Origin of the sequence: Corynebacterium intestinale (genome assembly GCF_023574125.1) — a bacterium.
GTDB lineage: Bacteria > Actinomycetota > Actinomycetes > Mycobacteriales > Mycobacteriaceae > Corynebacterium > Corynebacterium hesseae.
The window spans coordinates 123,354-143,770 of sequence record NZ_JAMKFF010000007.1 but is presented as its reverse complement, the minus strand read 5'-3'; the positions used below and the strand labels follow the sequence as shown (position 1 = coordinate 143,770).

The window sequence follows — 20,417 nt, the reverse complement described above, 5'->3', positions numbered from 1 at the left end:
GGGTTACTCCTCGTCCTTATCGGCATCCTTGCTGTCAGCTTCGTCCTGCTTGGAGTCTTCCCCAAGCTTGAGGTGCTCAGGCTTGACGTCCTCCACGGACTTCTCACCCTTGGCCACTGCCTGGGCATTCTCCTCGCCATCATCCTCCACATTGCGGTCGATGGCCAGCAGTTCGACGTCGTCAGCCAGGTTAACCAAACGCACGCCCATGGTGGCGCGGGAGCTCGGGCGAATCTGGTTGACCTCAGTGCGCACCACGCCGCCGGCGGAGGTGATGGCGAAGATCTCGTCGTCCTCGTCCACAGCGATAGCCGCAATGAGCTTGCCGCGCTTCGGGGTGTACTTGAAGGTCATCACGCCGAGGCCGCCGCGGCCCTGCGGGGTGTACTCTTCGATGGCCGTGCGCTTGCCGTAGCCGCCGGAGGTGGCAACCAGGAGGAACTGACCGTCGTTGACCACAGACATGGACAACAGCTGGTCGTCGCCGCGGAAGCGCATGCCCTTCACGCCGGCGGTAGCGCGGCCCATTGGGCGGAGCTGGTCGTCGTCGGCAGTAAAGCGGATGGCCTGGCCCTGCTCAGAGGTGAGCAGGATGTCATCGCCCTCGTTGACCAGCTGGGCACCGATCAGCGCATCGCCCTCGTTGAGGTTGATGGCGATGAGCCCAGCGGAGCGTGCGGATTCGTAGTCGGTGAGGCGGGACTTCTTCACGCGGCCCTGCTGGGTAGCAAGGACGAGGTAAGGAGCGTCCTCATAGGACTGAATCTGGATGACCTGGGCGATCTTCTCCTCCGGCTGGAACTCCAGCAGGTTGGCCACGTGCTGGCCGCGGGCGGTGCGGCCTGCCTCCGGAAGCTCGTAGGCCTTGAGGCGGTAGACGCGGCCGAAGTTGGTGAAGAACAGGATCCAGTCGTGCGTGGAGCAGACGAAGAAGTTCTTGACAATATCGTCCTGCTTGAGCTCCGCGCCGCGCACGCCCTTACCACCGCGCTTCTGTGCCTTGTAGGAATCCACTTTGGTGCGCTTGGCGTAACCGGTAGCGGTGATGGTGACAACGACATTCTCGCGGGCAATGAGGTCTTCATCGGACACGTCACCGGAAGCGGCGACGATCTGGGTACGGCGCTCATCGCCGTACTTTTCGACGATCTCCTCCAGCTCATCGTGGACGATCTGACGCTGGCGCTCCTCGCGGGCCAGGATGTCCTTGAGGTCCGCGATGATCTCCTCGATCTCCGCCAACTCATCAATGATCTTTTGACGTTCCAGGGCAGCCAGGCGGCGCAAACGCATGGCCAGGATGGCATCGGCCTGGATCTCGTCGACGCCGAGAAGCTGCATCAGGCCGTCACGTGCCTCCTCCACCGTCGGGGAACGGCGGATCAGCGCGATGACCTCATCGAGCATGTCGAGCGCCTTAACCAAGCCGCGCAAGATGTGGGCGCGCTTCTCCGCCTCATCCAGGCGGAACTGGGTACGGCGGACGATGACCTCGATCTGGTGAGCAACGTAGTAGCCCAGCATCTGATCGAGGCGCAGGGTGCGCGGCACGCCATCGACGATGGAGAGCATGTTCGCGCCGAAGGAGGTCTGCAGCTGAGAGTGCTTGTACAGGTTATTGAGCACCACGCGAGCCACGGCGTCACGCTTCAGGGTGACCACGATGCGCATACCCACGCGGTCAGAGGACTCGTCCTCGATCTTGGCAATACCGGCAATCTTGCCGTTGACCACGGACTCCGCGATGTTGGAGATCATGTTATCCGGGTTGACCTGGTAGGGCAGCTCAGTGATCACGATGGTCTGGCGGTTGCCCACCTCCTCAATGGAGGTCACACCACGCATACGGATGGAGCCGCGGCCGGTGGTGTAGGCATCCTTGATACCTTGGTCGCCCACAATGAGGCCCGCAGTCGGGAAATCTGGGCCCTTGACGCGCTCCATGCACGCAGCCAAGGCTTCTTCCTCAGAAGCATTCGGGTTATCCAGCAGCCAGTAGATGGCCTCCGCCAACTCGTTGAGGTTGTGCGGCGGGATATTGGTGGCCATACCGACGGCGATACCGCCGGAGCCGTTCATCAACAGGTTCGGAACGCGGGAGGGCAGGATAGTCGGTTCCTGCGTCTTGCCGTCATAGTTCGGCGCGAAGTCGACGGTATTCTCGCGAATATCGCGTACCATCTCCATCGCCAGCGGCGTCATACGGCACTCGGTATAACGCATAGCTGCCGGGCCGTCATTACCGCGGGAGCCGAAGTTACCTTGGCCGTCGACCAGCGGGTAGCGCATGTTCCACGGCTGGGCTAGGCGCACGAGGGTGTCGTAGATAGCGACGTCACCGTGCGGGTGGAACTGGCCCATCGTGTCCGAAACCGGGCGGGCGGACTTTACGTAGCCGCGATCCGGTCGGTAGCCGGAGTCATACATGGCGTAGAGGATGCGGCGGTGGACAGGCTTAAGACCGTCACGCACCTCTGGCAGGGCGCGGCCGACAATGACGGACATGGCGTAGTCGATGTAGCTCGACTCCATCTCCTCATTGATGTCAATTGGTTGGATGCGATCGAAAAGATCACCGTTATTGTCGCTCATAACGCCCTATCCTACCTTCTAGGGCCGTCTAAGGCCGTTTGTGGCACAGCTGTAGTATCACGGTGATACCATGTCCTCTATGGCTATGACGCTGCGCCTGACCCCGGACCAAGACCATGCGCTGACCTTGTTGGCTTCCGCGCAAGGAACCTCCAAGCACGAGGCGGTGGTCCGCGCCGTTGTTGCGGCGGCCGCGCGAACCCTCACCGATGCCGCCGTACAGGACACCGCGCGCCGGCTGCTGCCTGGGCGTTCAGAATTAGAAGCGGAGATCCGCCAGGCCCGAGGCGCACGCCAGTGAACGTAGAACAACTGCTCCTCGTCGCCCGTGAGTTTTGCCGGGCCCATCGGGTACGGATTAGTAATTTCGCCGCACTAGCCGCCGCGGCCGCCGCGAGTACAGCCACCATTGAGGGAATTGCCGTTCATGGCAACCGCGATGCGGCGGCGGAGTCACTGGAGACGGTCTTGCGTTCTGTCCCCGCGCTCAGCGGAAAGAATGAAGATTTCGCACGATTTTGCGCCGAGGTCTATCTTTCTGTTGCAGAAGTTATGTAAGTTAAACATGATAAAGAAGTCTCTATTCCCTTGTAGGAAGGAATCCCCCTATGCCCTCGAAGTCTTTGAAGAAGTTCCTCGCCGCCGGTGTCGTGGCCACCACCCTCGCCACCGCCGCAACGCCAGCTGCGAGCGCTAAGACCGCCGACAATGACTGGCAGAAAAACCTCAACCCCGACTTCGAGCAGGGCGAAGGCGGCTCTTCCCTCACCGGCTCCACGCCGATCGACATGACGCTCATCATCGGCGGTAGCATCGCCGCCGCAGCGGCACTGCTCAAGCTAGTAGTGGATAACGTCCCGGCACTGCGCGCCCAGGTAGACGAGTTTGCCGCCCAGATCGGGATGGCCGGCTCCTCCGGTTCTTCTGAGAACAGCCGCCTCTACGAAGGTGGCCTCGACTTCGACCTCGAGCGCCTGGCCCGCACCAATGGCTTCCCGGAGATTGCTGACCAGCTCGCCGCGCTCAAGGCGGGATCCACCGCACCGGCACAGTAAGCTCGCCTGTATGACAAACCTCACCCAGCTTCTCCAATCCCCTACCCGCAACGCCGTAGTGGCGGACTTGGCCACGGCCGCCGATGACACCGTCTCTTCGCTCTCCGGCATTTCCGGAATGGCCTTCAAAGGCGCTTTAGGCGCTGCCAAGAAGGCAGATTCTAAGGTCTTGTCCAAGGGAATCAACCACATGCTTCCGGAACTACTCAATAGCCTGGATTCCTACTGGAAGGAATTCGAAGGCTCTGAGCAGTCCGACTTCGGCACCTACCTGGAAGGGCGCAGCGCTGAGATTACCGCCGCCATCATGGCAACCGCGGACAAGGCCGCGGAGAATGTGAACGCGCCTGGCATCGCCCGCACCTACAAGTCCCTGCGTGGCAAGGCCTCCTCGATTCTGGAGCCCAACGTCGCGACCATCGGCAGCGTTCTGCAGCGCCATATGACTACTGTTTAAGCGCCTGCTTAACGACGAAATAAGACCAGCACCTCATATGAGGTGCTGGTCTTTGCGGGTTTTGACCTAGCGTTTAGACGTCGAGGAAGCGTACGTCCTTCGCGCGGCGGGTAATGAAGGAGCGGCGAGCAGACACGTCATCACCCATGAGGATGGAGAAGAGCTCGTCGGCGCGCTGGGCGTCCTCCAAATCCACACGGCGAAGCACGCGGGTGGTCGGATCCAGGGTGGTCTCCCACAACTCGGAGGCGTTCATCTCACCCAGACCCTTGTAGCGCTGGATGCCGTCATCCTTGTTGATCTTGCGTCCCTGCTCCAGGCCCTCAGCAAGCAGCTTGTCACGCTCGGCGTCGGAGAAGGCGTAGCCCGGCTGGCCCTTGCCCCACTTCAGCTTGTACAGCGGCGGGTTAGCCAGGAAGACGTGGCCATCCTCAACCAGCTGCGGCATGAAACGGAAGAGCAGGGTCAGCAGCAGCGTAGCGATGTGTTGGCCGTCCACGTCAGCATCGGCCATGAGCACGATCTTGTCATAGCGCAGCTTGGAAATGTCGAATTCTTCGTGGATGCCGGTGCCCAGGGCCGTGATGATGGCCTGAACCTCAGCGTTCTTGAGCACCTTGTCCATGCGGGCCTTTTCCACGTTGAGGATCTTGCCGCGCAGCGGCAGGATGGCCTGGAACATGGAATCGCGGCCGCCCTTGGCGGAACCACCTGCGGAGTCACCCTCCACGATGTAGAGCTCAGAAAGCTTCGAGTCCTTGGAACGGCAATCCGCCAACTTACCCGGAAGGCCACCGAGGTCACCGGCGGACTTGCGGCGTACCAATTCGCGCGCCTTTCGTGCCGCCACGCGGGCGTGCGCAGAGGACACGGCCTTGTTGATGATGACCTTGGCCTCAGCCGGGTTGGCATCGAACCAATCGTTGAGGTGCTCGTTAACGGAGCGCTGGACAAATCCTCGAATCTCCGAGTTACCCAGCTTCGTCTTGGTCTGGCCTTCGAACTGCGGATCACCAACCTTGACGGAAATGACGGCAGCAAGGCCTTCGCGGCAGTCTTCGCCGGAAAGGTTGCCATCCTTTTCCTTGAGGAGCTTGTGCTCCTTGGCATAGCGGTTCATCAGGGAGGTCAGCGCCGCGCGGAAGCCTTCCTCGTGCGTGCCGCCCTCGTGAGTGTTAATGGTGTTGGCGAAGGTGTGGACGGACTGCTTGTAGCCCTGGTTCCACTGCAGCGCGATTTCCACCTCATGGTCCTCACCCTTAACGTCGAAGGCAACGATGGTGGGGTGGATGGCGGTCTTGTTCTTGTTGAGGTGCTCAACATAGTCCTGCAGACCGTTTGGGTAGTGGTAGGTGACTTCCTTCTTCTTTTTCTTGGACGCCTGGTCTTCGTCACCGTCGGCAGCCTCAGTGGACTCCCCCTTCTCATCCAGGCTGCTCAGGCTCACTGGGGCATCGCCAGCCTCGGCGATCTCCTCTAGTTCGGCCTGCTCCTTAGAGATGGCGCGCTCATCGCGCAGCACGATGGTCAGGCCCTTGTTCAGGAAGGCCATCTCCTGCAGGCGGCGAGCGATCGTGTCGTAATTAAACTCGACGGTCTCAAAGATCTCCGGGTCCGGCCAGAAGCGGATGGTGGTTCCGGTACCGCGAGCATTATCGCCTTCCACGAGTTCATCCGGGATGGCATTGTTGAAGTTCTGGTACCAGTGCTTGCCGTCGCGCTTGATATCTGCCTCGACGCGGGTGGACAAAGCATTGACCACAGAGATACCCACGCCGTGGAGGCCGCCGGAAACGGCATAGGATTCGGAGTCGAACTTACCGCCGGCATGCAGCTGGGTCATGACCACCTGGACGGTGGGAACGCCAGAGGCGTGCATCTCCACCGGGATACCACGGCCGTTATCGATAACTTCGATGCCGCCGTCTTCGCGGAGGGTGACGATGACCTTGTCGGCAAAGCCCGCCATCGCCTCATCGACGGAGTTGTCAACGATCTCCCAGATCAGGTGGTGCAGGCCACGGGCACCGGTGGAACCGATGTACATGCCGGGGCGCTTACGGACGGCTTCGAGGCCCTCCAGAATTGTGATTGACCCCGCATCATATGCGTGTTGTTCAGCCACGGATTCGTGTTCTCCTTTTGGCTAGAGCTAAATCTAAGACTCTAGCCATTCTACACTGTGTCCCCCCACGCAAGGGCACTGCACGCCCGTGAGAGCCCCAAATTTGCGTGAATTTCGCGGTCGCCCAAAATCAGCCGTACGTATCTTGCGAACCTTGCGGCTTGACCCATTGACGGCCCTCATAGTTGCGGTGCTGCTTGGGGCCCTGAATGTGCAGCTTAACCACCACGTCCGGGCCGAGGCGATCTGCAATCTTCTGCAAAATGGGGCGCTGCAGGTAGCGCAACTCGGTGGCCCAGCTGGAAGAATCGCACGCCACGTAGACAACCTGGTCCTTGATGGTGAGCGGTTGCGTGTGCGCGGCGATGCGCTCGCCGACGAGGTTTTCCCAATTACCCATGACCCAACCATGAGCCAATTCGTGTTCCCAGCCGCGTTTGCCAATCTCTCGTTGAATCTGTGCGCCGAGGCTAGGGATCTCGAGGCTGCGGCGCCGGCGGCGGCCATCGGGTCCGCTCGGCCGGCCACGCCGATACGGCGTTGGCTGTTGCTCCGAAGGAGTCGGCGTCAGGTTCATCTTGGGAGCCGGCTTGTTGAGCTTCGGCGGGTTCTTGGAATTACTTCGCGTGCGCTCGAAAAGCGCCTTGACCGGATCGAAGTCCTGCTCAGTCATCCTCGTCACCGCCCGCCGTATACGGAGCGATCTCGGAGATTCGGCCCTCGTCGGTATCTCGCACTGTGACCGTAAAGCGTTCAATGGGCTGCAAGTTTCCGGGCAAATCCTCATCCACCGCCGCAGTAATGAGCACCTGCTCCGCACCCGCGGCGAGGTGAACGAGCTTTTCGCGCCTTTTCGCATCGAGCTCGGCGAAGACATCATCGAGGATGAGAATCGGATCAGTGCCGTCTTGGCGCAGCAGGTTGAACTCCGCCAGCCGCAAGGAGATGGCATAGGACCAGGTCTCGCCGTGGCTGGCAAAGCCCTTGGCGGGGCTCGTGCCAAGGTTAAGCACCAGATCGTCGCGGTGCGGGCCAACGAGCGAGATGCCGCGTTCGATCTCTCGTTCGCGCTTCGTGGCAAGCTCGGTGAGCATCATGGCCTCGATAACCTCGCGGTCTGAGATGTCCACGGTGGACTTGTAGTCAATGGCGGCCGGTCGCGACTCCGGGGCGAGCCCGGCATAAGCGGCGGGAATGTGCTCGCAGAGTTCGTCGACAAGCGCCAGGCGTGCCTGAATCACCTGCGCGCCGAGGGAAGACAGCTGCGTATCCCATACGTCGAGAGTGGCCAGCGCCGAGGCACCGTCACTGTCGCTGTAGCCCCGGCGCAAGCTTGGCGACGCCGACTTCAACAACGCATTGCGCTGCTTCAGGACCTTGTCATAATCAGCTTTCACTCCCGCCAAGCGTGGCGTGCGGGAGGCAATGATGTCATCCAAATACTGGCGGCGCGCTGCAGGTTCGCCGCGCACGAGGGACAAATCCTCCGGGGAAAACAACACGGTTTTCACCACTCCAAGTAGCTCGCGCGGGGACTTCAGGCGCGTGCGGTTGATCTGCGCCTGGTTGGCCGCGTGGGGTTTGATGAGCAAGTGCGCGGTGAGCTCTCTGCCCTGGTTCACCGCGGTGGCGGAGATGCGGGCATTGTGCGCGCCGTGGCGCACGAGGGGGGCATCGTGGGCCACACGGTGCGAAGAAAGATGCGCGGTATACCCGATGGCCTCGACGATATTGGTTTTCCCAAAACCATTGCGGCCGACGAATAGGGTAATCCCCGGCTTCAGCTGAAGGGTGAGCTCGGGCCAGGAACGGAAGTCCCTGACATCGAGATCGCGGATATACATACGGCCTAGCCTGGCAAGCGCACTGGCATCAGCAGGTAGGTGAAATGAGTCTCCGGAGTCGGGAACGAGCCGTCCTCGTTGGCCGCTGGTAGCTCCTCCGGCTCCGGAATCATGATCGCAGGCCGCGAAGGCTCGGTAAAGCCAAAGACCACGCGGTCCGTGTGAACCACAGCCAAACCATCCTTGAGGTAGGACGGGTTGAAGGCGATGACGAAGTCCTCACGGCCATTGAAAGCACAGGGCAGAGATTCGCTGGCGCGGCCAGAATCGGCGCCTGCTGCCAAGGTCACCTCGCCCTCGCGGAATTCCATGCGGATCTGCGCATTGCGATCCGTCAACAACGAGACGCGGCGAATGGCTTCCTGGAGCGGAGCAACCTCAATGCTGGCCATAGCGCTGTGGGTCTTGGGCAGCAAGGGTGCAACGTTGGGGAAATCCGCGTCCAGCATGCGGGTGGTGGTCTCGCGGTTATCCGCATGCAGGCCGAACAGGCCTTCCGCAGCGATGTTCTCACCAGTGCCCACGGCGATTTCAACCGGGATGTTGAGGTGCGTGTCCAAGGAACGGCCGGTCTCCTGCAACGTCTTGGCCGGGACGAGGAGCTTGGCCTGGACGTCAGGAGATACCGGCTCCCACTCGAAGGTGCGCATGGCCAGGCGGAAGCGGTCCGTTGCCGTCATTTCCACGTGAGAACCATTGATGTCAATGTGCACGCCGGTGAGCATCGGCAGCGTGTCATCCTTGCCGGCCGCGGCAACGACCTGGCTGATGGCTTCGACGAAGAGCTGCGGGTTAATGGTGCCGGTGACCTCCGGCAGGACAGGGAGTTGGGGGTAATCATCCAGCGGGATGAGCGGCAGCTCGAAGCGCGAAGAACCACAGGTCAACAGAACCTTGTTATCCTCCTGCGTCATCTCGATTTCCTTGTTGGGCAAGGAAGCAACGATGTCAGAGAGCAACTTACCGGCCACTGCGATGCGTCCCGGCTCATCCACCATGCCGGCGATGCGCACGCGGGTGGAAACCTCGTAGTCGAAGCCGGTGAATTCCAAACCATTGTCATCCGCGGTGATCAGCATGGCGCGCAGTACTGGTTGGGTGACCTTCGAAGGAAGGCTGCGCGCGACCCACGCTACGGCGTTAGCGAGATCATCTTTGGCAACGCGAAATGACACGGACTGCTCCATGATGGTGAGACGCTCCTCTAGTTGCGGATGGAAGATTCTTGCAAGCTCACTCCAACTTACAGGATCGGTGCCGAAGCACAGGATTTTGTCATTCACCTTCCGTGCTTTGCGATTCAAGCGCGCGACCGTGCAGGGCGCCGACGAATCACACACATCCTTTTTCTTCTTGGTTAGGGAGAAAACAAAATAGGAGTAGTAATAAGCGCTGTGGGATCTGTGGACAACCCGCTAAAAGCCAAGCTCTTCACGGTGAAACGATCTGTGAGTCAGGGTGTGGGATCACTGTGATCAAATGACAAGAAATGTGAGTAACTGGGTCGGGGTCAAAGTTATCCACAATTCATCCCCAGATCTGTCTGCGCTGATCACAGAGTTAATCACAAGGGCGATGACCCTTCTGATCTGCTGTGGAAGAAGAAAACGTGATAAGGATCTACAAATTACAACAATGAAATTACACAGCTGTGAATAACGGTGTGGATAACTTTTGGGTGGATAGCAAAGACGCCCCTACCCACGCCCGCGGGGAGGAAATTGCGGGAGGTGGGCAGGGGCGTCGCCAAGCGCTGCGTGGTGCTAGCGCTGGTTGTGGTTCTTCACGCGTTGGGTTAGGGCCTGGATCTCGTCGTACGTGTTGCGGTTCTCAGTCATCTCCTTACGGATCTTGCGGTCCGCATAGATGACGGTGGTGTGGTCCTTGCCGCCGAATTGATCACCAATCTTCGGCAGGGAAAGCTCTGTGAGCTCGCGGCACAGATACATGGCCAGCTGGCGGGCGTGGGCGACGGCGCGCTTCTTACCAGAACCGCGCAGGGTATCCACGTCGATGTCGAAGTAATCCGCTGTGACCTCGATGATGGCCGCCGCGGTGATCTGGCGATCCGCAGAGTCCGGGGCTAGATCATGCAGGGCAATCTCCGCCATCTCCAAACTGATCGGTTCATTGACCAGGGAAGAATACGCAGAAACACGGATGAGCGCGCCCTCCAGCTCGCGGATCGAGGATTCGAAGCGAGAGGCGATGAGCTCGAGGACCGAGCGATCGACGTCGGTGCCGTCCGCGGAGGCCTTCTTCATGAGGATGGCGATGCGCGTTTCCAGGTCTGGCGGCTGAATATCCGTAATCAGTCCTCCCTCGAAGCGTGTGCGCAGGCGATCCTCCAGCGTGGTCAGCTGTTTCGGAGGGCGATCGGAGGACAAAATGATCTGTTTATTGGCCTGGTGCAGCGCATTGAAGGTGTGGAAGAACTCCTCCTGCGTGGACTCCTTGCCCTCTAGAAACTGGATGTCATCGACCATGAGGATGTCCAGGTTGCGGTAGCGGCGCTTGAAGGATTCCTGGCGGTCATCACGCAGGGAATTGATGTAGTCGTTGGTAAATTCCTCCGAGGAAACGTACTTCACGCGCAGGCCCGGATGCAGGACCTGGGCGTAATTACCGGCCGCGTGCAGAAGGTGGGTTTTGCCCAAGCCGGAGCCGCCCCAAATGAAGAGAGGGTTATAGGCGCGGGCGGGGTTTTCGGCCACGGCCACGGCGGCGCCGTTGGCAAAACGGTTGGAGGACCCGATGACGAAGTTTTCAAAAGTGTGCTTCGGGTTGAGGGACTTTTCGCGGTTTGGGTTGTGCGCCGGTTCCTCGCGCGGGATGCGCGGCCCGGTTGCCTCGGGGTAGCCGCTCGGAACGCTGCTTTGCTGATCGCTGTAGTGCTGCGCCAACTCATCCAAGCTGGCCGGAGAATGCGCAGTGTCCCAGGAGCGCGGTTGATGGTGGCTTGGCGTCTCTGGCTGAGTAGGTGGCGTGGGCGGCATGGGCTGCTGGAAAGCCTGTGCCTGGTGCCCCATGCCGTGCTCGGGGGCCTCTGTTTGGATGGGGCGCTGGGGTGCGGGCGCTTCTGGCGCTTCTTCGTGAGCCGGCTGCGGCGGCGCCGCAATGGTCACGGCCAAAGAACAAGGGCGCCCCATATGCTGCGACAAGGTGCGGGTGATGTACTCCCCCAACTCGGCCTCGATGACATTCTTGGCGTTCTCGTGCGGAGCGGCGATCAGCGCATAGCCATCACCGATCATGATGGGCTCTACAAGTTGAAGATTGAGGCGCTGGCTATGGGAGAAATTAGGTACGTCCGAACTTGGTTGTTCGGACTGAGCCAGTAAATCACTGACCACAGCTTTCCAGCTGGCCCGGAGGGCTGCTTGCGGATCAGACAAAACGCCTACCTTCTGTGTAGTTACAGTTCACGCGGTGTCATCGGCCGGGGCCGGCCACACCTACTCGGTTCCCTGAAGAAGAGGCCTAGGGAGCTGAGTATTTACTGCGTGACTGTGGGTTGGGGATCGGGGATGGACGGATGGATGAGGAGAGATACAGGATGAGAAATCACATGAAGTTGTAATTTCCACCGAAGATTCCACACGATGTTTTGGTGCGTAACCTCGGAATCCACAAAGTTATCCACAAGTGTGGATAGGTGGTTTATCCACAGCCTATCTCATAGCTGTGGATAACTGTACATCGGCTCCTCAATGCAGTTAACCTGCATAAACAGCAAAAGTCTCAAGTCTTCATTGAGAGTTATCCACACCCTGTGGGTGACTGTGGAATTCGATTCCTCAGTTGTACCGCGTTATGGGGGCGCTGTCTAACGCACTTTTATGCGCGCTCGGCACGGTGGCGCCAAGCGCGGCGCAAGAACGGCGAGAGGGGGCGCTTGCCGCGCAGCATGTGGGCAAAAAGTGGCGTTCTAGCTGCGGATAAAAACATCTTTGTAATTTCGGGGACACCCAGTGTGTCGATTTGTTTCGCGCACTATCTGTCACGTAACCTGTGATGGTCTATCGCAACAGTGCATGGTGCACATGTTGCATGTGGGAATGCCTCGCCACGCCTCACGGCGCTTCACGTGCGAAGCCACATCCCCACGTACACCATTCATCAGTGGATGTTTATGCCCACCGCCCTCACCGGCGTGTGGCTGTGTCATCCACCAACAACTTCAAGGAGTTAATCGTGGCAAAGGGTAAGCGTACCTTCCAGCCGAACAACCGTCGTCGCGCTCGTAAGCACGGCTTCCGTACCCGCATGAGCACCCGCGCCGGCCGCGCCATCGTCGCCGCTCGTCGCAAGAAGGGTCGCGCTAAGCTCACCGCTTAATTCATGCTTCCAGCCCAGCACAAGCTCACGTCCCCGAGGCAATTTCGGAGGACCATCAAGGGCGGGCGCCGGGCGGGCACGCGCACTGTCGTCGTGCACTTGCGCTTTAACGACGGTGAAGACGACATCGCGGCCACTGGGCCGCGGTTCGGCCTCATCGTGTCGAAGGCCGTCGGGAATGCCGTGGTACGCCACCGCACCTCCCGGCGGCTTCGTCATGTGTGCATGTCCCTCATGCGCGAAGGCGTCAACGGGACAGTAGTGCCCGCCAATGTTGACATTGTTATCCGCGCCTTGCCCGCTAGCGGTAGTGCCACCAGTGAGCGCCTTGAGCGTGATATCTGCAAAGCGCTAAGCACATGGGATATCTGAACTCTCAAGGAGAGGAAATTCCTGAAGCCCGCGGGTTCGGGAGAGTTCTAGTTCACGGGGTGCGCTTCTACCAAAAGCACTTGTCAGGCCTTAAGATGGTCTCCACCTGTCGTTTTGAACCGACGTGCAGTGCCTATGCCCTCGAAGCCATTTCCATCCATGGAGCCTTCAAGGGGACGGGCATGGCCCTCGCCAGGTTATGCAAGTGCGGTCCCTGGCACCCGGGCGGGTTTGATCCGGTACCGACCAAACAACAACTGAGGTAAACAACTCTCGTGCTTAATTTCATTTATTGGCCAATTTCAGCCGTCCTGTGGTTCTGGCATTGGCTCTTGAGCTTCGTCCTTGATTCCGCATGGGGCGGAACTTGGATCATCGCCATCGTTCTTCTGACGTGGACGCTCAAGGCCATCATGGTCAAGCCGACGATCACGCAGCTGCGCTCTTCACGCAAGATGCAGGAGATCCAGCCGCAAATTCAGGAACTGCGCACCAAGTACGCCAATGACCAGACCAAGGCTGCCCAAGAGATGCAGCGCATCTACAAGGAAGCCGGCGTTCGTCCGGTGGCGGGCTGCCTGCCGATGTTCGCGCAGATCCCCATGTTCATTGGTCTGTTCCACGTGCTGCGCTCCTTTGACCGCACCGTAGCCGTCGCCGGTGGCATTGGGCACCCGGCGGGTGAAGCCATGTCAGAGGAGATGAACGCCTCCATTGCGAACTACATCTTCAAACCTGAGCTGGTGAAGCAGTTCGTAGACGCCAAGATCTTCGGTGTCCCGCTCGTGGCCAACCTGCGCCTCAACTCCGGTCTGGAGATTGTTAAGGAAATCACCACCGCACAGGCGGCCTTCATCATCGTGCCGCTCATCGCCATCATTGCGACGCTGACCCACTTCAACGCCCGCATGACGTTGAACCGCCAGGAGGCTCGCCGTGCCGCCGGCAAGACCGCTACCCCGCAGGGCCAAAATGCGGAGATGATGCAGCAGCAGATGGCCATGATGAACAAGATGATGCTGTGGTTTATGCCGGCAATGCTGGTGTTCTCCGGCTTCATCTGGCCCATCGGCCTGCTCTTCTACATGCTGGCCAACACCGTGTGGACCTTCTTCCAAACCCGCATTGTCTACGCCAAGATGGACCGGGAGGAAGAAGAAGAGGCAGCCGCCAAGGCTGAGCTCAAGCGCACTTCTGCCCCGAAGCCGGGCGCACGCAAGAAGGATCACCGCTCTAAGAAGCAGCGCCGCAAGAACAACTAGAACGTAACCCAGGAGTTTTCACAGTGACTGAATCTGTGTCCGACACTGTGCCACTGGACCCGTCTGACGTCTTCGGATCGCGTCTGCCGCTCGCGCAGAAATACCACGATTCGCTGGCTACGGACGGGTCCACCCGTGGTTTTATAGGCCCCCGCGAGGTCCCGCGCCTGTGGGAGCGCCACCTCATCAACTGCGCCGTGGTCGCGGAGGTAATGCCGCAGGGCGCCACGCTTATCGACGTCGGCAGTGGCGCAGGCTTGCCCGGCATCCCGCTCGCCATCGCGCGCCCTGACCTGAAGATCACTCTCATCGAGCCGCTACTGAAGCGCTCCACTTACCTCAACGAGGTCGTCGACCTGCTGGGCCTCGATAACGTCACCGTCATCCGCGGCCGCGCCGAGGAAGGCCCGGTGAAAAAGGCCGTTAAGGGTGCCGACATCGTGACCTCCCGCGCGGTGGCCCCGTTGGGCAAGCTGGCCAAGTGGTCCCTGCCGCTGGTTCGCAAGGGCGGAGAGATGATCGCTCTCAAGGGTTCCTCGGTGCACGAGGAGCTGGAGCGCGACGCTGCCGACATCAAGCGCGCCGGTGGCGGAAAAGCCGAGGTCATGACCATCCACGGCACCACCATTATCCGTGTCCCGCGCGTGAACTAAAGTAGACGGCATGACTCATCCTCGTCTTATCACCATCGCGAACCAGAAGGGTGGCGTGGGTAAAACCACCTCCGCCGTCAACCTTGCCGCCGCGCTCGCTGAGGCCGGCAAGAAGGTCCTGGTGATCGACTTGGACCCGCAGGGCAATGCCTCCACCGCGGTGGGCGCGGAGCACACCTCCGGCACCAAATCCAGCTATGAGGTTTTGTTGGGTGACTGCAGCGCGGAGGATGCGATGCAGCACTCCCCCGACGATGAAAACCTCTACTGCATCCCCGCCACCATCGACCTCGCCGGCGCGGAGATTGAAATGGTCTCCCTGGTTCGCCGCGAGTTTCGCCTGTATGACGCCCTGCACAACGGCTTCCTCGAAGAGCATGGCTTTGAGTACGTTTTTATTGACTGCCCACCGTCTCTAGGCTTGCTCACCATCAATGCGATGACGTGCGCAGAAGAGGTCATTATTCCCATCCAGTGTGAGTACTACGCCCTGGAGGGCGTGGGCCAGCTGCTGGGAAATATCTCCATGATCCGTGAGCACCTCAACGAGGATCTGCACATCTCCGGCGTGCTGCTCACCATGTTCGACGCCCGCACCAAGCTGGCAGAGCAGGTGGCCAATGAAGTGCGCGAGCAGTTCGGCGCCGTCGTCTTAGGCAACGTCATCCCGCGCTCCGTTCGCGTTTCGGAGGCGCCGGGTTATGGTAAGACGGTTATCGCTTATGACCCGTCGTCGACAGGCGCCCGCGCCTACGCCGCCGCCGCACGCGAGTTGGATAAGCGCGGGGACTACACGCCGCACCCCACCACGGGTGCCATTGGCGTGAGCCCAGAGATTTTCGCGGAATTGGAAGGATAGGACACCGTGGCAGATAAGAAGGCAGACCACAAGCCGGAGCAGCGCCAGGGCGGTTTGGGCAAGGGCTTGGCCGCGCTCATCCCGTCCGGCCCGGGTGCGCCCTCCCGCAAGCCACGCTTGGGAGATTCCGCCGCAGATATCATTCTCGGTGCGTCCACCGGCGCTCCTAAGGATGCCGGCACGAAAAGGGTGCAGGGTGCGCCCACTATCCAGCAATCCTCGGGTTCGAAGAAGCGTCAGGCCAAGCCTTCGGTGATTGGTGCGACTTACCGCGAGATTTCCGTCGGTGACATCATGCCCAACCCGAAGCAGCCGCGTACTGTCTTCGATGAGGATGACTTGGCCGAGCTGGTCCACTCCATCAAGGAATTCGGTCTGTTGCAGCCGGTCGTGGTCCGGCCTTCCGAGGAGGGCGGCTTCGAGCTCATCATGGGTGAGCGCCGCTGGCGCGCCTCCTCCAAGGCGGGCCTGGCCACCATCCCGGCTATCGTCCGCGATACCAAGGATGATGATCTGCTGCGGGACGCTCTGCTGGAGAATATCCACCGCGTGCAGCTCAACCCGTTGGAAGAAGCACACGCTTATCAGCAGCTTCTTGAAGAATTTGGGGTTACCCAAAACGAGTTGGCTGATCGCATCGGTCGCTCGCGCCCGCAGGTGACCAACATGATCCGCTTGCTCAAGCTGCCGGTGGACGTGCAGAAGCGCGTTGCCGCGGGCACGCTATCAGGCGGTCACGCCCGCGCGTTGCTGGGCCTGCCGGATGCAGAGGCCATGGAGCTCATTGCCAACCGCGTCGTGGCCGAGGGACTGTCTGTGCGAGCCACGGAGGAAGCCGTCACACTGTACAAGCGCGATGGCAAGCCAGCCGAGCCAACCAAGAAGCCCGCTGCCCCGCAGCCGCAGTTCTTTACGGACTCCGCCGAGCGCTTGGCTGATCGCTTCGACACCAAGGTCACCGTCACCATGGGCAAGCGCAAGGGCAAGATGGTCGTCGAATTCGGAGACCAAGAGGACTTCGAGCGCATCCTAGCGCTTATTGAGGGCAAAGAAGGAAGCTAGCTCGCCATGCTCGTTCAGGCTGTCAAGGAAGGTGTTGCTATCAACCCCTTGGCGGCCCGATCTATTTTTTGGGAGATGAAAACCACGGTCGCTGACCCTGCATTTGAAAAGGAAGCGTGGATCAGCGCCACCCTGCTGCGCTGCGGCGACTGCGGTTTTACCGTGGGCGATGAGGCCACGCTCCTCTTCTGTCCGCCTGAGCTTGCCCCCGGTGTGGCCAAGCTGCCCACTTCCCCCGTCTCGGAGGATGCGGTCCTGGTGACTTCGCTATTTGTAAAGCCGCACCGCGCGGCGAAGGGCTTGGAAGCAGTGCTTCTCGACGCCACCATCATGCACCTCACCTCCCGCGAGGCAAGCGCCGTTGAGGCCTTTGGCTTTCGTGATGCCCACCAGGCCGAAGAGCTCCTTCGCGAGAAACCCGCTCGCATTGGCCTGTTACCTGTGGAGACGCTGGAGTCCGCCGGTTTCATGGTGGTGCGCGATCATCCTATTACCCCGCGCCTGCGCCTCGAGCTTCCACCGGCTTTCGACCTGCTGACCGCAGCCGCGGTGGAGGACCTCCTCGCCCGCGCTTTGGCCTAAGCCCCTTAGGAAGAGCGCTCGGCGCGCAGCAGCTCGTCGAAGCGGTAGGTGCCGGTCACGGCGGTGTCATCGTCCAAGAGGTAGAGGCGCTTGACGGAGACGACGATGGCCTCGGCGATGTCATCGCGGCGGTCCGGGTTGGTAAGAATAGCCACGTCCTTGGGGCTGGTCAGGTAACCCAGCACGACCTGAACCACCGGCATCTGCGTCAGGCGCAACAACGCCCACGTGCGGCCGTGGTTGCGGCAGTTACCCAGCTCGGTACGGGCAACGATCTCACGCTGGATGAAGCCGGAGAGCGTCTCACCGATGAGGGAAGAGTTGCCGGATTCCGACCCAAAGTAGAAGGTGGCTACGCCGTTGGCCTTCTCCGTGGGGTATTCATCGCAGGCCAGTGAAATAACCAGGTCGGCGTCGAATGCATTGGCCATGTCTGCGCGGTCACGGATCGATGGGTCATCGTTGCGCGGGCGGGAGATGATGGTCTCCATGCCGGCGGCGATCATGCGCCCGGCAACACGCTCGGCCAAGTCCCAGAGGATCTCCTCTTCCGTGATGTTGCCGAAGCGTCCCCTGACCGTGCGGCCCTTGTTGAGGCCACCCAGGCTGGGGTCGATCACAACGCGCTTGCCGGCCAGCTTCGGCCCGGCATTGCGCACGCGTTCGCGTTCCTGGATATTGTGCGCCGAGCCGCCAGTGATACGCCGACCCAGCAGGTTGAGGGCGTTAATGGTGGCAGGGCCACAGATCCCGTCACTGCGCAGGCCAGAGTTGAGTTGGTATTCCGCCAGCGCCGCGTAGGTGCGGGCACCGAAATGGCCATCGATGCGTTCTTGGTAGAAGCCAAGCTCCTGCAATTGTTCTTGGAGCTGTGCTACGTCATCGCCCACCTGCACGTTGCCCGGTTCATAGGCCAGAACGCGGGCGCCCAGCGTGTAGGAAGCCTGGCGCAGCTCGCGCAGAGTGAGGTCATCAATATCGCCGCTAGGCACGATGCCGCGGGATTGCTGAAAGGCCTTGAGGACCTCGGCTAAATTGTTATCAAAGTGCTTATCGGCTTCGGAGTACTTTTGCTTCTTCCAGTCGGACAACGTCCCCTGGTAGTCAGTCATCAGGCCGAGGCGGGCAAGGGTTGCGCGTGCTTCGGCGACCCGAACGCTCTGGTCACCTACACGTAAAACGCGGTTCACACCTACCCCTTTCGTGATCAAGGAGGCGCACCGCAGTGCGCCATCAACGAGTTAAAGAATACCAGTTAGAGCTGTTTCTTTATCTGCGCCACGATGTCGGCCTTGGAACGCAGGCCGACGAACTCATCGACCTTCTCACCGTTCTTGAAAATCAGCACGGATGGGATGGACATGATCTGGAACATGGCACCCAGGGTGCGCTCCTCGTCCACGTTGACCTTGACTACGGAGACGTCGTCACCGAGTTCTTCGGCCACCTCTTCGAGAATCGGGGACAACTTCTTGCACGGCCCACACCATTCAGCCCAGAAATCCACGACGACGGGCTTGCCTGCCTCCACGACGTCCGCGCGGAAGGAATCAGTAGTGACGTTCTTAATGTTGCTCATGTGACTACTAACGGTTATCGGCGAGGAAATGTTCCGCATCAATGGCCGCGCGGCAGCCGGAGCCAGCCGCGGTGATGGCCTGCTGGTAGTGGTCATCCACCAAGTCGCCGCAGGCAAAGACACCGGGCAGCGAGGTCTTGGTCGAAGGCTGCTCCACTACGACGTAGCCAGCCTCATTAGTGTCCACCTGGCCTTCGAGGAAGCTGGAGCGCGGATCATGGCCAATCGCCACAAACATGGCGGTGACATCGAGTTCGCTGGTTTCGCCGGTTAGGGCGTTCTTGACCTCCAGGCCGCCAACCTTGCCGTCCTTATCCAGGACGCGCTCAACGGTGGTATTGGTCAGCCACTTGATCTGTGGGTTCTCCTTGGCGCGCTCCAGCATGATCTTGGAGGCACGGAAGTTCTCGGAGCGGTGGATGATCGTTACGGTTTCGGCGAACTTGGTGAGGAAGGTGGCCTCCTCCATGGCGGAATCGCCGCCGCCGACGACGGCAATGTTGTGGCCCTTGAAGAAGAAGCCATCGCAGGTGGCGCAGGCGGACACGCCGCGTCCAGCGAGCTCGGATTCACCCGGAATGCCCAGGTAGCGCGGCGCTGCACCGGTGGCGAGGACGACGGTGCGGGCCTCGAAGACCTCGTCACCGACGTGCAGCTTCTTTACCTCGCCCTCGAGTTCGACAGAATCGACAACCTCCATGCGCAGGTCCGCACCGAAGCGGATGGCCTGGGCGCGCATTTCTTCCATGAGCTCCGGGCCCATGATGCCCTTCTGGAAGCCCGGGTAGTTCTCCACCTCGGTGGTGTTCATGAGTTCGCCGCCGTATTCAAAGCCCTCGAAGACGATGGGATTGAGCTCGGCACGTGCTGCGTAGAGTGCTGCGGTGTAGCCGGCGGGGCCGGAGCCGACGATGGCGACATCGTGGATGGTCACAAAAAACTCCCTTGAGACGACAATTCTTGGACAGAATCTGATTCATGTTCGCGCACATCGCGCGAAAGATAGTGTGATTCTACTCGGCCTCAGTCTATCGCCGCACGCAACACTTGCCGAGCCCGGGCTCGGCGCGATTTCACCGTGCCTGGCGCAACGCCCTGCACTTTGGCCACCGCATCGATGGGATAGCCTGCTACGTCGGTCAGGTACAGCGCTTCTCGCTGGTCCTCGCGCAACGTCTCCATCGCTTGGGCCACCGTGATGCGTTCCGCCAAGTTCTCGCTGGGATTGTGCGCGAGTGCGTAGTTGCGGTCATCCTCAATGATCTCCGCATCCAGGGAGGCGTTCTCTCGATTGGAGCGATGGTTGAGGAAGTCATAGCCGGAGTTCATCACCAGCCTGTGCAGCCATGTGCTCAGCGTGGCATCGTGCCGGTAGGAGGCCATGTTGCAGCTGGCCTTGAGCAGTGCCTCCTGCACAATGTCCTGCGCATCATCATCGTTGCGCGTGTAGCGCCGTGCCATGGCCGTCAGGCGCGCACGGTGCTTCTCGACGATTGCCGAAAAGGCCTTAGTATCTCCGCCAATGAAGGCGTCGACGAGTTCACGATCGGTCGGCTGAGCTGACAAGAAGAATCCCCCCGGAAACTTGAGCAATGACACATGGGTCAACACAGTCCCTTGGCCGAAGCCGATGGTGT

Annotated in this window: 22 protein-coding genes; 12 read left to right on the top strand and 10 right to left on the bottom strand. The window is 60.4% G+C overall.

Translation table 11 applies throughout. The annotated features are described in order from the left end of the window. Window positions 1-3: 3 nt before the first annotated feature. The gene (gyrA, locus tag M5J06_RS09040) at window positions 4-2,592 is read right to left on the bottom strand and encodes a DNA gyrase subunit A (protein ID WP_250224465.1); all 2,589 of its coding nucleotides are present in this window, start codon (window positions 2,590-2,592) and stop codon (window positions 4-6) included. Window positions 2,593-2,671: 79 nt separating this feature from the next. Here gyrA and M5J06_RS09035 point away from each other — a divergent pair, with 79 nt between their 5' ends. Genes M5J06_RS09035 through M5J06_RS09020 form a run of 4 tightly spaced genes read left to right on the top strand, consistent with a single transcriptional unit; the run spans window position 2,672 to window position 4,104 of the window. After that, a complete protein-coding gene (locus M5J06_RS09035; RefSeq protein WP_070533755.1) occupies window positions 2,672-2,893 on the top strand; it encodes a CopG family transcriptional regulator in 222 nt (73 codons plus the stop codon). Then, window positions 2,890-3,150 carry a cell filamentation protein Fic gene (locus M5J06_RS09030; RefSeq protein WP_239249571.1) on the top strand — a complete coding sequence of 87 codons (261 nt, stop codon included), beginning with the start codon at window positions 2,890-2,892 and terminating at the stop codon, window positions 3,148-3,150. Before M5J06_RS09035 ends, M5J06_RS09030 begins: the two co-directional genes overlap by 4 nt. A 50-nt stretch (window positions 3,151-3,200) precedes the next feature. After that, a complete protein-coding gene (locus tag M5J06_RS09025) occupies window positions 3,201-3,647 on the top strand; it encodes a hypothetical protein (protein ID WP_239249572.1) in 447 nt (148 codons plus the stop codon). Window positions 3,648-3,657: 10 nt separating this feature from the next. Continuing rightward, the gene (locus tag M5J06_RS09020; RefSeq protein WP_070533582.1) at window positions 3,658-4,104 is read left to right on the top strand and encodes a DUF6918 family protein; all 447 of its coding nucleotides are present in this window, start codon (window positions 3,658-3,660) and stop codon (window positions 4,102-4,104) included. 73 nt (window positions 4,105-4,177) lie between these two features. Here M5J06_RS09020 and gyrB read toward each other — a convergent pair whose 3' ends face one another. The 5 genes from gyrB to dnaA all read right to left on the bottom strand — a co-directional run bounded on the left by gyrB (window position 4,178) and on the right by dnaA (window position 11,468). After that, window positions 4,178-6,229 carry a DNA topoisomerase (ATP-hydrolyzing) subunit B gene (gyrB, locus tag M5J06_RS09015; RefSeq protein WP_070521954.1) on the bottom strand — a complete coding sequence of 684 codons (2,052 nt, stop codon included), beginning with the start codon at window positions 6,227-6,229 and terminating at the stop codon, window positions 4,178-4,180. A 130-nt stretch (window positions 6,230-6,359) separates the two neighbouring features. Beyond that, on the bottom strand, window positions 6,360-6,902 hold the full coding sequence (locus tag M5J06_RS09010; RefSeq protein WP_070563706.1) for a DciA family protein: 543 nt from the start codon (window positions 6,900-6,902) through the stop codon (window positions 6,360-6,362). Then, window positions 6,895-8,073, bottom strand: coding sequence for a DNA replication/repair protein RecF (gene recF, locus M5J06_RS09005; RefSeq protein ID WP_250224464.1), 1,179 nt, complete (start codon window positions 8,071-8,073; stop codon window positions 6,895-6,897). The genes M5J06_RS09010 and recF overlap by 8 nt, the downstream gene beginning before the upstream one ends. A 5-nt stretch (window positions 8,074-8,078) precedes the next feature. Further along, window positions 8,079-9,260 (bottom strand): DNA polymerase III subunit beta, encoded by a 1,182-nt coding sequence (gene dnaN, locus M5J06_RS09000; RefSeq protein WP_070533586.1) that lies wholly within the window; start codon window positions 9,258-9,260, stop codon window positions 8,079-8,081. A 576-nt stretch (window positions 9,261-9,836) separates the two neighbouring features. Further along, a complete protein-coding gene (gene dnaA / locus M5J06_RS08995; RefSeq protein ID WP_250224463.1) occupies window positions 9,837-11,468 on the bottom strand; it encodes a chromosomal replication initiator protein DnaA in 1,632 nt (543 codons plus the stop codon). Window positions 11,469-12,267: 799 nt separating this feature from the next. Here dnaA and rpmH point away from each other — a divergent pair. Genes rpmH through M5J06_RS08955 form a run of 8 tightly spaced genes read left to right on the top strand, consistent with a single transcriptional unit; the run spans window position 12,268 to window position 17,201 of the window. Then, window positions 12,268-12,411, top strand: a complete 144-nt coding sequence (rpmH, locus tag M5J06_RS08990; protein ID WP_003847033.1) for a 50S ribosomal protein L34 — start codon at window positions 12,268-12,270, stop codon at window positions 12,409-12,411. A 3-nt stretch (window positions 12,412-12,414) separates the two neighbouring features. Beyond that, window positions 12,415-12,783, top strand: coding sequence for a ribonuclease P protein component (gene rnpA, locus M5J06_RS08985; RefSeq protein WP_154736172.1), 369 nt, complete (start codon window positions 12,415-12,417; stop codon window positions 12,781-12,783). Next, a complete protein-coding gene (gene yidD / locus M5J06_RS08980; protein WP_070444526.1) occupies window positions 12,771-13,049 on the top strand; it encodes a membrane protein insertion efficiency factor YidD in 279 nt (92 codons plus the stop codon). Before rnpA ends, yidD begins: the two co-directional genes overlap by 13 nt. A gap of 9 nt (window positions 13,050-13,058) precedes the next feature. Beyond that, the gene (gene yidC / locus M5J06_RS08975; RefSeq protein WP_250224462.1) at window positions 13,059-14,045 is read left to right on the top strand and encodes a membrane protein insertase YidC; all 987 of its coding nucleotides are present in this window, start codon (window positions 13,059-13,061) and stop codon (window positions 14,043-14,045) included. A gap of 23 nt (window positions 14,046-14,068) precedes the next feature. Next, a complete protein-coding gene (rsmG, locus tag M5J06_RS08970) occupies window positions 14,069-14,698 on the top strand; it encodes a 16S rRNA (guanine(527)-N(7))-methyltransferase RsmG (RefSeq protein WP_070524939.1) in 630 nt (209 codons plus the stop codon). A 10-nt stretch (window positions 14,699-14,708) separates the two neighbouring features. Further along, window positions 14,709-15,557, top strand: coding sequence for a ParA family protein (locus M5J06_RS08965; RefSeq protein WP_070521927.1), 849 nt, complete (start codon window positions 14,709-14,711; stop codon window positions 15,555-15,557). Window positions 15,558-15,563: 6 nt separating this feature from the next. Next, the gene (locus M5J06_RS08960; protein WP_070521924.1) at window positions 15,564-16,619 is read left to right on the top strand and encodes a ParB/RepB/Spo0J family partition protein; all 1,056 of its coding nucleotides are present in this window, start codon (window positions 15,564-15,566) and stop codon (window positions 16,617-16,619) included. 6 nt (window positions 16,620-16,625) lie between these two features. Further along, on the top strand, window positions 16,626-17,201 hold the full coding sequence (locus M5J06_RS08955) for a hypothetical protein (protein WP_154736171.1): 576 nt from the start codon (window positions 16,626-16,628) through the stop codon (window positions 17,199-17,201). A gap of 5 nt (window positions 17,202-17,206) precedes the next feature. Here the strand turns inward: M5J06_RS08955 and M5J06_RS08950 are convergent, their stop codons facing one another. The 4 genes from M5J06_RS08950 to M5J06_RS08935 form a co-directional block, all read right to left on the bottom strand. Continuing rightward, complete coding sequence (locus tag M5J06_RS08950; protein WP_250224461.1) at window positions 17,207-18,391, bottom strand: N-acetylmuramoyl-L-alanine amidase; 1,185 nt, start codon at window positions 18,389-18,391, stop codon at window positions 17,207-17,209. Window positions 18,392-18,456: 65 nt separating this feature from the next. Then, window positions 18,457-18,780, bottom strand: a complete 324-nt coding sequence (gene trxA, locus M5J06_RS08945; protein ID WP_070533604.1) for a thioredoxin — start codon at window positions 18,778-18,780, stop codon at window positions 18,457-18,459. Between the two features lie 7 nt (window positions 18,781-18,787). Then, window positions 18,788-19,714 (bottom strand): thioredoxin-disulfide reductase, encoded by a 927-nt coding sequence (gene trxB / locus M5J06_RS08940; protein ID WP_250224460.1) that lies wholly within the window; start codon window positions 19,712-19,714, stop codon window positions 18,788-18,790. 89 nt (window positions 19,715-19,803) lie between these two features. Beyond that, on the bottom strand, window positions 19,804-20,346 hold the full coding sequence (locus M5J06_RS08935) for an RNA polymerase sigma factor (RefSeq protein ID WP_070533756.1): 543 nt from the start codon (window positions 20,344-20,346) through the stop codon (window positions 19,804-19,806). Window positions 20,347-20,417 lie beyond the last annotated feature (71 nt).